The organism is Gilliamella sp. wkB195 (assembly GCF_001690445.1).
Taxonomy (GTDB): Bacteria; Pseudomonadota; Gammaproteobacteria; order Enterobacterales; family Orbaceae; genus Gilliamella; species Gilliamella apicola_E.
On record NZ_LZGP01000007.1, the window covers coordinates 65,888 to 79,036 of the forward strand.

Genomic DNA, 13,149 nt, shown 5'->3' on the forward strand with positions numbered 1-13,149 from the left:
CTCATAGTTCCTATTTATAATTGGCTAAAAATCATAACTACACCATATGTTTCACTGGCAGGTACGATAATCGTATCATTTTGTAAATTGTATTTAATTTTTCCTTTTTCTAGTGCTTGTTGGGTTTGCGCTAATGATTTTGTTGTGAAGCCTAAAGCAACTTTACGATCTTGGTCGTTATTCGCTTTACTTACTGACGAGCCAAAAAGATGCTGTATTGCACTTGGTGTAAGGTAATCAATAAATTTATCTTCAGCTTTTAGACGTACGCCTCCGTCAATTTCGATAATTTTTGCTGAAGGGAAAGTTTTTTCAAGCAATTTAATTGAGGAGCGGGGTTTTTGAGCTTCAATAATGACTTGATTAATATTTATTACACCATTTGGGTGCGTTTGCCACTCTTTACGCCAAACGAGTTCCGGGGTCAGTTGGTCGCAAAAAAAGATCTGTCCATTTGGTGTATAGGAAGGGTCTAATCTGACGGTTTTAAAACGCGCCTCAGGTTTAGTGCCATCATTTAATTCGACAGGTCTAAAAAAGGATTTAGGACCGTCACCCTCAACTTTTATACCTTGGCTAACTAGTTGTTGATAAAGTTTGTTGGCATCTTTGGTTTTGAAAACCAACCCAGTTAGCCCGTCAGCAAAACACCAACTTTTATCTACTTTACCCGCATTTTGAGGTTCAAAACCTAAAAGCTCAAGATATGTGGTCGTAAATATCGCTAAATTGTTACTTGTTCCTAGTGAATGGTGGCCCCTTGGGGTTGTTGTGAATCCCAGTTTTTGATATTGAGAATTTGCTTGATCGAGCTGATCTGATACGGTGATTACAACATGATCAATTTGTGGACTAAGTGTTGTCATTATATTCACTCCTTAAATATGAATAGCGGGAGACATATCAATTAATCGATGTGGATTCCATCCTTTACCAGAAACCGCATCAAGTAGATCTTTGGTATAAGATGCTGTCGGATTTAGAAAGACTTGTGATGCGATACCTTGCTCGACGATGTTTCCTGATTTCATTACAATAATATGATCACAAATTTGTGCAGCAACTCGCAGGTCATGGGTGATAAATAGAACCGTTAAATCCAGCTTTTTTTGTAATTGCGTTAATAGTTCAAGAACTTGTGCCTGAACTGAAACATCAAGCGCCGATACCGGTTCATCAGCAATCAATATTTTCGGCTCTAATGCTAATGCTCGAGCAAGGCCTATTCGTTGCCTTTGTCCTCCTGAAAATTCATGAGGATAACGGTTTAATGCCTCGCTTTCCAATCCCACCATGTTGAATAACGCTTTTGCTCTTTTGATGGCTTCGTGTTTGTTTGTTCCGTGAAGTATTGGTCCAATCGTAACTTGATCGCCGACTTTTCGACGTGGATTTAATGACGCATAGGGATCTTGAAAGACCATCTGAATATGGCGTGAATATTGTTTAAGTTTTTTCCCTTTTAAATTGGCAATATCTACATCTTCAAAGTTGATTTGACCGCTGTCTATTTCTAATAATTTAATAATGCATCTGGCTAACGTTGATTTACCTGAGCCGCTTTCTCCCACAACGCCTAAAGTACTACCTTTATGTAACTTAAAGCTAACATTATTAACCGCATAGGTTATACGTCGGTTTTGCTTAAAAAAGCTATGATTGTGATACGTTTTTGATAGGTTGTTCACTTCAAGAATAATCTCTTTATTAATACGTCGAACATCCCCAGGAGTAAGGGGAGGGACAGCGGCTATTAACGCTTGTGTATAAGGATGTGTTGGTGAATTTAATACGTCACTCGCTAAGCCTTGCTCAACGAGTTGTCCTTTCTGCATAACCGCAATACGAGTTGCAATATCAGCAACTACACCAAAATCATGAGTAATGAATAATACTGCGGTACCTTTGCGTGATTGTAGTTCGCGAATCAATTCTAATATGCATGCTTGAGTTGTGACATCTAAAGCTGTTGTTGGTTCATCAGCAATCAAAATAGCGGGTTCTAATGCTAATGCCATAGCAATCATGGCACGTTGACGCTGGCCACCAGAAAGTTGATGTGGATAAGCTTTAGCAACAGACTGCGGATTGGGCATTTGCACATCCGTTAATAATTGGATAACTTTTTGGTTTATCTCTTGTTTAGTTAACTTAGTGTGGATAGTGAACATTTCACTAATTTGATTAGCGATGGTTTTTAATGGATTTAGCGCAGTCATCGGGTCTTGGAAAACCATACCAATATGCGCACCACGAATTTTACGCATTTGTTCATCATGGTAAGTGAGTAAGTTGTTTCCGTCGAAATCAATCTCACCTTGAGAAGCAATAATACCGTCAGGTAATAATCCCATGATTGCATTGGATAATAAAGATTTACCCGAACCACTTTCACCAACAATACATAGGATTTCGTTAGCATAAAGATCGAGTGACACATCATTAACCGCATATTTTCGATCTGAACCATGAGGCAAATCTAGGGTTAAATTTTTAATTGATAGTCTTTTTTGATTCATCGTTTTTTTAACCTTGGATTGAGTGCATCATTTATTCCTTGTCCAACTAATGATGCAGATAAAACGGTTAGCAATATTGCAATGCCAGGAATAGCTGAAACATACCATTGTTGACGTAATACTAGTCGTCCATTACCGACTAGATTTCCCCATGATGAGATATTGGGATCGGAAAGGCTTAAAAAGGCTAGCGCACTTTCCATTAATATCGCGGTTGATAAAATAACACTGGCATACATAATTACTGGCGGTAATGCGTTTGGTAAAATCTCTTTAAACATGAGTCTAGTTGAGCTCATGCCTATGGTTTTTCCCGCCTGCACAAATTCACGATTGCGTAATGATAAAAATTCTGCTCGAGTTAACCTTGCAACGGGTGGCCAAGAAACAACACCAATTGCAATCACCACAATATTGATTGTTGAACCAAATACCGCAACAGCAACGAGTAATAGTAAAAAGTTAGGTAAAATCTGGAATGCTTCTGTAAGGCGCATCAGTATGTCGTCAACCCATCTTCCGTAGAATCCTGAGATGGCACCAATAACCACACCAATCATAATTGCTATGAATGTTGAGATAAGTCCGATAATCAGTGATACTTTTGCACCATGAAAAAGCTGGGCAGCGATATTTCTTCCTGCCTGATCTGTTCCAAGAATAAATTTAGGATTTGTAAAAGGCCATTGTAAGGGGCGGCCAGCTAAGCGAAGCGGATTGCCAGGAAAAAACCAATCTGCGCTTAATGCAATTATGATAATTAATAACAGTAAAATTGTACCAATTCTAGCAATTGGGCTACGGAAATAGTCTTTTAATATCGCCATCATTAATGTCCTGTAATGCGTGGATCGAGCTTTGCGTAAAGCATATCGACAATAAAATTAATAATGATAACGAGTATTGCTGAAACAAATACTACGCCAAGTAAAGTGTTTAGATCTCTTTGTACTACAGAATCATAGGCAAGTCGTCCTAATCCAGGAATGGCAAAAATGGTTTCAATAACCACCGAACCGCCTAACATGGTGCCAGCTTGTAGACCGATTAGCGTTATCATTGGTAACATGGCGTTACGTAGTATGTGATTAACCAGTATTTGGCGGCGACTTAATCCTTTCGCTTTAGCTGTTTTAACAAAGTCTAAGGTCGATACTTCAAGTAATGAAGCGCGCATAATGCGTAAATAGATTGCCAGATAAACTAAAGCTAGGGTGGTAGTTGGTAAAATTAAATACCATGCAATATCGAGAATTGCATAAATGCCTGTTAGTGATTCTCCGATACTGCCAAATCCGCTAGGTGGTAGCCAATTTAAGTAGATTGAGAAAAAGACAATACCCATCAGCGCTAACCAAAAAGATGGTGTGGAATAAAATATTAATCCCAATATTGAAATTAATGTATCTTGCCAGCGGTTCACTTTTTGAGCAGATAAAATGCCAAGGATTGTTCCGAAGGTAAACGCTAAGAACATTGCACAAACCATCAATAGTAATGTAGCCGGTAAACGTTCTAAGATCATATGGCTAACTGGCTTATTATATATTGCAGATTGTCCCAAATCTAAATGAACTAATCGCCATAAATAGTTGATTAATCTTGAACTTGTTGATTGGTCAAGTTCATATTGATGACGCATTTCATCAATCACACTTGACTCGGCACCACCAATTTGAGCAAGTAAAGCATCCACTGTATCGCCAGGCGCCAATTGTAATAATAAAAATAGCGCAATTAGTATGATAACCAGTGCTGGAATCGTGGTTAATAATCGTCTAAGTGCTAAAGTAAGTATATGCGTCATCATTTCACCTTAACTTAGTGTTCTATCCATACATCAAACCAACTACTTGATGGCCAACGTGCTGTATTATGATGATTGTGTACTTTGTTATTAATCACTGAGATGAATTCACGTTCTGTTGCGAACCAGAGTGGTAGTTCAGTATTCACGACATCAACTAGTTGACCATAAAGTGCTTTACGTTTGACTGGATCTATTTCAGTTGCGGCACTATCGATTAATTGGTCGACAGCATCTGATTTCCAGCCATATTGATTTGTCCAAGGTGCTCCTTCAGGACTGCCAGAACGTAACCAAACAGTTGTCGAAACTGCTGGATCGCCTCTATATTGGTGCCACCCTGTTGCAATATCAAAATCGTGGAGTTTATAAACGGCATTTAAAGCGCCAGCAGTGTCGAGATTAACGATAACCACATTAATGCCGACTTCAGCTAAAGATTGTTGGATAAATGTTGCAAAAAGTGGAACATCTTCACCATTATTAATATGGACTAATTTTAAGGTAAAACGAGTGCCGTCAGCTTTTCGTGGATAACCTGCTTCATCTAATAATTGTTCAGCTTTTTCTCTATCAAAAGGGTAAACAATTTTACTGTCTTTAGGGTAAAAAACGTTTGATGATGGAATAATACCTGTTGCAGGCTTACCAAATCCGTATAAAAAGTCATCGATGAAGAAAGGAATATCGAGTGATTGAACAATTGCTTTGCGAACATTTAGGTTAGCAATGATCGGATTGCGGAAGTTAAATTCTAAAGTATTATTGAAAATATTTGCTTGAGAACCTTTTGTTAAAACCTCGAATTTTGAGTTTTGTTTGAATCGATTAATATCAGCAAGGCTTAATTTTGAGTATGCACTTAAATCAATTTGTCCACTTTCAAGTGCAGCTGATGCTGAAGAGTTATCGTTAATAATGCGCCAGATTATTTTATCTAAATAAGGATATCCTTTTCGCCAATAATCAGCATTGCGTTCAACAATAATATGTTGTCCTCGTTGATATTCAACGAACTTGAATGGTCCAGTCCCTACGGGTGCTGTGTTATAAGGATTATTTAATACATCGGTGCCTTCGTACAAATGTTTGGGAACAACATAGCCAAGATCAACTAAAGCTCTTAATAGTAAATCTAATGGCATTGGACGAGAATAATTGAATACTACTGTATGGTCATCAGGTGTATCAACAGAAGTTAAATTAAGTTGTAATGCAGTTGAGAAATTTAATCTTTTTTTCCAAAATTCTAATGCGTTATATTTTACATCTTGTGATGTAAAGGGTTTACCATCGTGCCATTTGACACCTTCGCGTAATTTGAATGTTATTGTTTTTCCATCCGGTGAGGAAGTCCACGATGTAGCAAGAACAGGAACAATTTGGCCATCTGCATCGAGATCGACTAATGATTCAACTACTTTTCCTGATACTTCATATACCCCCGTTGAAGCGCGTAAAGCAGGGTTGAGAACTCTTTGTTCTCCAGAATAATGGACAACTAGTGTTCCACCTCGTTGTGGTGTTTTTTCATCCGCCATCGAATAACATGGCAACAAAATTGAGAGTAGTCCTATAATAAATGTTTGTTTGATATTAAATAATTTCATGCATGCTCCTTGTTGTCACCATATTTTCGGTATTTATAACTATGAAAATTTTTAGGATTTAACTATAAAAATTTTTAGTAAAGATGAGAAATGCCGATATCGCATATTTATATTACTTTTAGTTATATATTTACTCGCGAGGGTAACCTGTAGAATTTTTATTATCATCATTATTTTTAGATGTTTAGTGTAAATATCGCTAATCGATATAACATTAAAAATAATTCTCATTTTTATTGATATTTGTGAAATAGCGCATATTTTTTTTTAATAAATAGTCTAAAATACAACCAATTTGGTTTTGAATTTTTAAATATTTAGGAGAAAGAAATGAAAGCAGCTGTAATTAGACAAGAGTGCGATGGTCAAGTTGAGATTAAAGATATCCCTGTACGCCCTTTAGAAGCGGGGGAAGCTTTAGTTGAGGTTGAATATTGTGGACTTTGTCATACCGATCTTCATGTTGCAGCTGGAGATTTCGGTAAAAAACCTGGTCGTGTAATTGGTCATGAAGGTGTCGGTATCGTGACTAAAATTGCGCCTGATGTAAAAAGCTTGAAAGTTGGTGATCGTGTCAGTATTGCATGGTTCCATGCAGGTTGTGGTACTTGTGAATATTGTATTTCCGGTAACGAAACATTTTGCCGTAGTGCATTAAATTCTGGTTATACTGTTGATGGCGGTATGGCTGAGCAATGTATTGTTAAAGCTGATTATGCGGTAAAAGTCCCTGATGGATTAGATCCAGCTCAAGCAACAAGTGTAACTTGTGCGGGGGTTACCACTTATAAAGGAATTAAGGTAGCTGATACTAAACCAGGTCAATGGCTCGCAGTATTTGGAATTGGTGGTCTTGGAACGTTGGCTATTGAATATGGTAAGAATGTTTTTAATAACAAAGTTGTTGCTATTAGTAACAGTGATAGCCAGTTAGAATTGTGCAAAAAACTTGGTGCTGATTTAGTTATTAATCCTAAAAAGGTGGAAGATGTTGGTGCCTATATTAAAGAGCATACAGGTGGTGGTGTTCATGGTGCAGTTGTGACTTCAGTTACTAAAACTGCATTTAATCAGGCTATAGGTTCTGTTCGTCCATTAGGTCGTGTTGTTGCATTAGGTCTCCCTTCTGAAACAATGGATTTAAGTATTCCTAAGACAGTTTTAGATGGCATTCAAGTTTTAGGTTCACTAGTTGGTACCCGTGAAGATTTAGCCGAAGCATTTCGTTTTAGTGCTGAAGGTAAAGTTGTGCCAATAGTTGAAAAACGCCCATTTGAAGATATCAATAATATGATTGATGAAATGAAAGCGGGTAAAATTCGTGGTCGCATGGTTATCGATATGAAAATGAAGAAAAAATAATCATTATCATTGAATTGTTAAAAGTCAGCTTTATGCTGACTTTTTTATTCAACAGAATGTTAACTATTTTATAACTTGTATGACTTTTTTTAGATTAAGAATAATCTTTCTTGTGTTTTATAAATAAAACCCTATCATAAGCCAATTTTGCTTGCTTAATTGATAGATTTAAGGGGTTGTTTATGTCTGAGCACAATTTAGAGAATAATTTGCGGAAAGATTTGGGTTTACTTTCTGCACTATCACTAGTTGTTGGAATGGTTTTAGGGGCTGGTGCCTTTATGAAACCGCCAGCGGTACTAGAAGTAGCTGGGGATTATAATTTTGCATTGTTAGCTTGGATAATCGGTGGTGCTTTTTCTATTTGTGGTGGTTTAACACTCTGTGAATTGGGCGTTATGTTCCCGAAAACAGGTGGCATGTTGGTTTATTTAGAAAAGATTTATGGTGCGAAAGTTTCACATCTATATGGTTGGATGATAACCGTTTTATTCGCGCCATCATTAGTAGGCGCATTAGTAGGATATTTTAGCTCAGTTTGTTGTTTATTATTTGATATCAATGATTCTTATCGATTGGCAGTTAGTGCCGGGGTTTTGGGGTTCATTGCATGTATCAATTCAATAGGGGTTAAACAAGCAGGATATCTGCAAACAATCGCTACTTTTTGTAAACTTATTCCAATTTTGTTGTTAGCAATATTTGGATTATGGAAAGGTAATGGTCAAGTTGCATTATTTAGTTCAAGCGGTCAAGGGATTGAAACTACTGCGCCATTTGCAGTAGCAATATTGGCAACCTTGTTTGCTTATGATGGGTGGGCGCAAGTAGCGTCCGTTGCTGGTGAAATTCGTAATCCATCAAGAGTGTTACCCAAAGCCATTATTCTCGGCATTATATTTTTAGTAATAGTTTATGCATGTATTAATATTGCATTATTCAAAATATTTCCTGTAAAAGAAATGGTTACGCTTGGACATGATGCATCTGCGGTGGCTTCACAACGAATGTTTGGACATTTAGGTGGTAATTTAGTTGCAGTTGGCATTATGGTTTCAATTTTAGGCGGTATCAATGGTTATATCATGACGTTATCGCGAACTATGTTTAGTATGGCGGAACGAGGTACGATTATTGGAGCACGTTTTTTAAGTACTATTGATGAAGATAGCCGTTCTCCGGTTAATGCCATTATTGTTTTGGTCATTTTTTCATTTTTGTATTCAATATTACTAGATGCTGATCGGTTATCTGAGATTTCAATGTTTGCGATTTGGGTATTTTATCTACTTACTTTTGTTGGCGTGATTATTGCCAGAAAAAAATATGCTGACGTCGCTAGGCCTTATAAAGTTATCGGTTATCCTATTATTCCCATTGTGGCTATAAGCGGAGCAGCTTATGTTATTTATGGTATGTTGATTTATCAAACTGTAAACGGTATTGCTTCAATCTGTTTGACATTGATAGGCTTACCTTTGTACTACTATTATCACAGAAAAAATCATAATAAAGAGCTTTCACTTGGTGAAATGAAAAGATATCGTGTCAAAACACAATACGTTATTGCTTGTGGAACTTTAATCGTTATAACTGCATTAATTGTGTATGGTTATATCATCAATTGAAATATATTCCTTAATAAATACATTCAATAAACCGACTATTGTCGGTTTATTTTTTTAAACTTAGATATAACTTGAAATCAAGCTATAAATATTTTGATCATAATAGGTGCCATTAAGATATTCTGCTTGTTTAAGTGTTCCTTCATAATCAAAACCACAACGCTGAGCAACTTGGTTGCTTTTTAAATTAGCTACTGAGCATTTTATTACAAAGCGTTTAATAAATTTTTTTTCAGCATAATAATGTGTTAGTGCTTGGACGGCTTGCGTAATAAAGCCTTTTCCTTGTGCTTTGCTATCTAGCCAATAGCCTATATAAGCTGTTTTATTGCTTTTATCAATATGGTTAAAGGAAAGTAATCCAACTGGTATGTTATTATTTAAAATAACATAGGTTTTAGTTTCATCTCGTTGATGTTTATTAAAACAATCTGCTAAAAAGTTAGCCGTATCTGACTCGCATTTGACATAGTTTGGCCATGCCATAAATTGACTGAACAAAACACGATTTGAATCAATAATCTTATATAATGCATTGGCATAATGAGCCGTTGCCGTTTTTAGATAAATATCTTCAGTGACATAAATTCCATTTTGTTGGTTATCATCCATTTTTTATTCCTTTAAAAAACAACTATACAATGACTATTTTTATAAAATTGCCAGACTGATTAGTCTGGCAAAATAGATGGATTTTGATCAATACAATATTATCTATTAATCATTATGGATATCGCTTTTCGGTTTAGCTACATAGTTATACACAACTAATAAAGCGAAGATACCAACAATAATCATCATGATAACATCTTTATTAAACCATTTTGCCATATTACCAAGTAAAATGCCTACACCACAAAAATCGACATCAGAAAACGTTGTATTGGCAAAACCAAGTGATCCTAACACAGGTAATAATACCACAGGTAAGAATGTCACTAATAAACCATTAGCAAATGCGCCAAGCATTGCGCCTCGACGTCCCCCCATTGCATTACCAAATACACCAGCAGTTGCACCACAGAAGAAATGTGGAACCACGCCCGGTAAAATCAGTACGGCGTTAAGTTGACCTAGGACAAATAATCCGACTAATCCACCTAAAAAGCTGAATAAAAAGCCAATTAATACGGCATTAGGGGCATAAGGAAATACGACAGGACAATCTAAAGCTGGTTTGGCATTCGGGACTAATTTTTCTGAAAATCCTGTAAATGCAGGGACAATCTCGGCAAGAATTAAACGTACGCCTTGCAATATGATAAAGACACCCGCTGCAAAAGTAATCGCTTCAATGATGGCATAAACTAAATAATTATCACCATTGCTAAGATTGCTTTCAACATAATTTGAACCGGCAAATACAGCTAAAATAAGGTAGATAATCATCATGGTTAACGAGATTGAAATTGAACTGTCACGTAAGAAGCTTAAGTTTTTTGGCAAATTCATCTCTTCGGTTGAACGAGATCCTTTACCAACTGCCATTCCAAGCCAACCAGCTAAGACATAACCTAGCGTACCAAAGTGACCAAATGCGACATCGTCATTACCAGTAATTTTGCGCATTTGTGGTTGAGCTAAAGCGGGAAAAAACGCCATAATAAGCCCTAAAACTAATGCACCTGTAAAGACCAATTGCCAATCTTTAAACCCTGAGACAGTTAAAATAATACTAATCATACAAGCCATATAAAAAGTATGATGGCCAGTTAGAAAGATGTATTTTAAACGAGTAAATCGGGCAACGATAATATTTGCAATCATGCCAAACGCCATAATTAAAGCAGTTGCTGTGCCATACTCATTTAATGCCATTGAAACAATAGCTTCATTGTTGGGAACAATTCCTTGTAGTTTAAATGCTTGTTCAAACATTAAGCCTAAAGGGGTAATGGCACTGATAAGCACTGTTGCACCACCGCCTAATACCAAAAAGCCTAAAATAGTTTTAATGGTTCCTTTAACCGTATCGGCAAACGATTTACGTTGAGCCAATAATCCTACCATTGCGATTAAACCAACAAGTACCGCTGGAACTTTTAGGATATCAACAATAAATTTTACTATTTCCTGAATCATAGTAACACCTCAAAGTTTGCTTAGTTTTTGGCAAAATGTTCAACGAGTTTCTTTTCCAAATCGTTGATATCAATAATATTATTTAATACTACTAATTTTTCAGTTGGAATTCCTGAGCTGGTAGCGAGATCTTTTGTCATCACGAACAAATCAGCTTGATCAGGTGTTGCTGAAGCTAGATCAGCGTGAGTGACTTCTGCATCAATGTTTAATTTTTTGAGTACTTTTTTGATATTCATTTCAACCATAAAACTACTACCAAGGCCTGAGCCACAAACTGCCATAATTTTCATATTGTTTATCCTTTTACTTATACGTTGGAAATTAATATTGTTTGATAACCGCCAAAATTTCATCACAATTTTGCGCATTGAAAATTTTCTGGATATCGTCAGATTCGCCAAACAGTGCCGCCAATTGAGTTAACATTTCGATATGGCTGGTACTATCGTTAGCGGCTAATAGAGTGATTAAATAGACTGGATCGTTTTCTTCGGAATTAAATTTAACGCCTTGTTTAACCAGTAACATCGATAGGCCTAATTGGTTTACGCCTTGTTCTGGCCTTGCATGAGGCATTGCAATTCCGGGTGCCAAAACATAATAAGGACCTATTGATTTGTGTAGTTCAAAAATAGCCTTAATATAATCTGATGTAATTGTTTTATTCTTTAATAATGGCTCAGCACAAAGTGTTATCGCTTCTTGCCAATCTTCGACTGAATCAACAACATTGACTGTTTCATTAGTTAACCATGTACCTAACATTTTACCTCCATTAAGACCGTTAATCATTTTGATAATCTGTTAGAAAATTATCATATTAAGTAATAATAGAAATCAAAAATTGTCAGAAATGTGATAGCGCTATCAAAGTTAGAAAATTTTTTTTCGATTGTGTGACATAGATAACATTTTTAATGTATTAATTCTAAACTATTCCGCTTTGACATACTAGAATTAGAAAAAAGTCACAATTTAGCTATAAACTGCTTGATGCATTGTAGATGATTATTGAGTAATCTTCTGTTTTTTACTATCTTTACAGCAAAAATTGTATGCGTAAATGAATATATAAATCAAATTCAATCGGGATGAAAGATGCAGGATACTAAAAAACGTCGAAATACAGGGCAGATTACTTTATTTGATGTTGCTAAATATGCTGGCGTGGGAACAATGACGGTCTCTCGGGCTTTACGCACGCCGGAAAGGGTATCAGATAAGCTTCGACATAAAATTCAATTAGCTGTTGAGACATTGGGCTACAAGCCGAATGTCGCCGCCAGTTTATTAGCATCAGCCAGCGCCAATCGAGTGATTGCCGTTATTACCACTCGAATTTATGATTATTCGGTAAGAATATTGCTTGATTCGCTACAGACACAGTTAGCTAAAGAGGGGTATACCACACTTATCATTGAATCTTATCATTACCATAAACAAGAGTCCCAACTGTTAGAGACACTTTATAGCCATAATCTTGAAGCTGTCTTGCTGTTTTATGTTGAAAATGATGAGCTGATAAAAAAAATTGTTCAAAATAAAACAATCACCGTCATGAATATCGGTAAAAAATATGATGAATCAATCGATGTCGATGTTGGCTATGATGATAGTTTAGCGATGTATAAATTAACAGAGCATGTGATTAATAAAGGGTATCGAAATATTGCCTTACTTTGTGCAAATCAGCAATATCATCTATTTCAAAAGCGTTTACATGGTTGGCATAAAGCGATGCTCAATTATCACTTGCCGACTAATCGTATTATTCATGCCGCCAAACCGGCGAACTTTAGTACCGGCGCACAGTTGCTTGCCGATATTTTGCTAAACTGGTCTGAGGTTGATGCGTTAATTTGTACTACCGATGAATTAGCTTGTGGTGTGCTATATGAGTGTCAACGGCGACATATTCGCGTTCCTTATCAATTGGCCGTCAGCGGTTTTGGTGATAATGAGTTTAGTGAAGTTTGCTTTCCGCCGTTAACCACTGTTGCAATACCGTCTAAACAAATTGGCGAATACACAGCGACGTTATTGCTAAATAAATTAAAAAATGGGAAGCCAATTAAATTGGAAAGCACGGAGCTTTTACCGATCATAAAATCACGAGCCAGTTTGTAATAAAAAATAAT

The 13,149-nt window shown here is 36.4% G+C and carries 12 protein-coding genes; 3 read left to right on the plus strand and 9 right to left on the minus strand.

Features of this window, described 5'->3' with window-relative positions:
- Positions 1–14 precede the first annotated feature (14 nt).
- From A9G08_RS01700 to A9G08_RS01720, 5 genes are read right to left on the minus strand one after another with little or no spacing between them, the layout of a single operon-like run.
- Complete coding sequence (locus A9G08_RS01700) at positions 15–866, minus strand: VOC family protein (protein WP_065562033.1); 852 nt, start codon at positions 864–866, stop codon at positions 15–17.
- A 12-nt stretch (positions 867–878) separates the two neighbouring features.
- Positions 879–2,519, minus strand: coding sequence for an ABC transporter ATP-binding protein (locus tag A9G08_RS01705; RefSeq protein WP_065562034.1), 1,641 nt, complete (start codon positions 2,517–2,519; stop codon positions 879–881).
- A complete protein-coding gene (locus A9G08_RS01710) occupies positions 2,516–3,346 on the minus strand; it encodes an ABC transporter permease (RefSeq protein WP_065562035.1) in 831 nt (276 codons plus the stop codon). Before A9G08_RS01710 ends, A9G08_RS01705 begins: the two co-directional genes overlap by 4 nt.
- A 2-nt stretch (positions 3,347–3,348) precedes the next feature.
- Entirely contained in the window at positions 3,349–4,326 is a 978-nt protein-coding gene (locus A9G08_RS01715) for an ABC transporter permease (RefSeq protein WP_065562036.1), read from the minus strand.
- Positions 4,327–4,340: 14 nt separating this feature from the next.
- Positions 4,341–5,936: an ABC transporter substrate-binding protein gene (locus tag A9G08_RS01720; RefSeq protein ID WP_065562037.1), complete on the minus strand. Its 1,596-nt coding sequence runs from the start codon at positions 5,934–5,936 to the stop codon at positions 4,341–4,343.
- A gap of 330 nt (positions 5,937–6,266) precedes the next feature.
- Here A9G08_RS01720 and adhP point away from each other — a divergent pair, with 330 nt between their 5' ends.
- Positions 6,267–7,298 carry an alcohol dehydrogenase AdhP gene (gene adhP / locus A9G08_RS01725; RefSeq protein ID WP_065562038.1) on the plus strand — a complete coding sequence of 344 codons (1,032 nt, stop codon included), beginning with the start codon at positions 6,267–6,269 and terminating at the stop codon, positions 7,296–7,298.
- A gap of 182 nt (positions 7,299–7,480) precedes the next feature.
- On the plus strand, positions 7,481–8,926 hold the full coding sequence (locus A9G08_RS01730; protein ID WP_065562039.1) for an APC family permease: 1,446 nt from the start codon (positions 7,481–7,483) through the stop codon (positions 8,924–8,926).
- Between the two features lie 60 nt (positions 8,927–8,986).
- On the opposite strand, the gene rimL is transcribed toward A9G08_RS01730, so the two are convergent.
- The 4 genes from rimL to A9G08_RS01750 form a co-directional block, all read right to left on the minus strand.
- The gene (gene rimL / locus A9G08_RS01735; protein ID WP_065562040.1) at positions 8,987–9,538 is read right to left on the minus strand and encodes a 50S ribosomal protein L7/L12-serine acetyltransferase; all 552 of its coding nucleotides are present in this window, start codon (positions 9,536–9,538) and stop codon (positions 8,987–8,989) included.
- A 105-nt stretch (positions 9,539–9,643) separates the two neighbouring features.
- A complete protein-coding gene (locus A9G08_RS01740; protein ID WP_065562041.1) occupies positions 9,644–11,008 on the minus strand; it encodes a PTS ascorbate transporter subunit IIC in 1,365 nt (454 codons plus the stop codon).
- Between the two features lie 20 nt (positions 11,009–11,028).
- Entirely contained in the window at positions 11,029–11,301 is a 273-nt protein-coding gene (locus A9G08_RS01745; protein WP_065562042.1) for a PTS sugar transporter subunit IIB, read from the minus strand.
- Positions 11,302–11,332: 31 nt separating this feature from the next.
- Positions 11,333–11,776, minus strand: a complete 444-nt coding sequence (locus A9G08_RS01750) for a PTS sugar transporter subunit IIA (RefSeq protein WP_065562043.1) — start codon at positions 11,774–11,776, stop codon at positions 11,333–11,335.
- A gap of 333 nt (positions 11,777–12,109) precedes the next feature.
- Between A9G08_RS01750 and A9G08_RS01755 the strand changes: the two genes are divergently transcribed.
- The gene (locus A9G08_RS01755) at positions 12,110–13,138 is read left to right on the plus strand and encodes a LacI family DNA-binding transcriptional regulator (protein WP_065562044.1); all 1,029 of its coding nucleotides are present in this window, start codon (positions 12,110–12,112) and stop codon (positions 13,136–13,138) included.
- The last annotated feature ends 11 nt before the right edge of the window (positions 13,139–13,149 follow it).

Excerpts from the sequence above, each read along its gene's own strand:
- A9G08_RS01700 (WP_065562033.1), bottom strand. The coding sequence starts at position 866 with ATGACAACACTTAGTCCACAAATTGATCATGTTGTAATCACCGTATCA.
- A9G08_RS01705 (WP_065562034.1), bottom strand. The coding sequence starts at position 2,519 with ATGAATCAAAAAAGACTATCAATTAAAAATTTAACCCTAGATTTGCCT.
- A9G08_RS01710 (WP_065562035.1), bottom strand. The coding sequence starts at position 3,346 with ATGGCGATATTAAAAGACTATTTCCGTAGCCCAATTGCTAGAATTGGT.
- A9G08_RS01715 (WP_065562036.1), bottom strand. The coding sequence starts at position 4,326 with ATGACGCATATACTTACTTTAGCACTTAGACGATTATTAACCACGATT.
- A9G08_RS01720 (WP_065562037.1), bottom strand. The coding sequence starts at position 5,936 with ATGAAATTATTTAATATCAAACAAACATTTATTATAGGACTACTCTCA.
- adhP (WP_065562038.1), top strand. The coding sequence starts at position 6,267 with ATGAAAGCAGCTGTAATTAGACAAGAGTGCGATGGTCAAGTTGAGATT.
- A9G08_RS01730 (WP_065562039.1), top strand. The coding sequence starts at position 7,481 with ATGTCTGAGCACAATTTAGAGAATAATTTGCGGAAAGATTTGGGTTTA.
- rimL (WP_065562040.1), bottom strand. The coding sequence starts at position 9,538 with ATGGATGATAACCAACAAAATGGAATTTATGTCACTGAAGATATTTAT.
- A9G08_RS01740 (WP_065562041.1), bottom strand. The coding sequence starts at position 11,008 with ATGATTCAGGAAATAGTAAAATTTATTGTTGATATCCTAAAAGTTCCA.
- A9G08_RS01745 (WP_065562042.1), bottom strand. The coding sequence starts at position 11,301 with ATGAAAATTATGGCAGTTTGTGGCTCAGGCCTTGGTAGTAGTTTTATG.
- A9G08_RS01750 (WP_065562043.1), bottom strand. The coding sequence starts at position 11,776 with ATGTTAGGTACATGGTTAACTAATGAAACAGTCAATGTTGTTGATTCA.
- A9G08_RS01755 (WP_065562044.1), top strand. The coding sequence starts at position 12,110 with ATGCAGGATACTAAAAAACGTCGAAATACAGGGCAGATTACTTTATTT.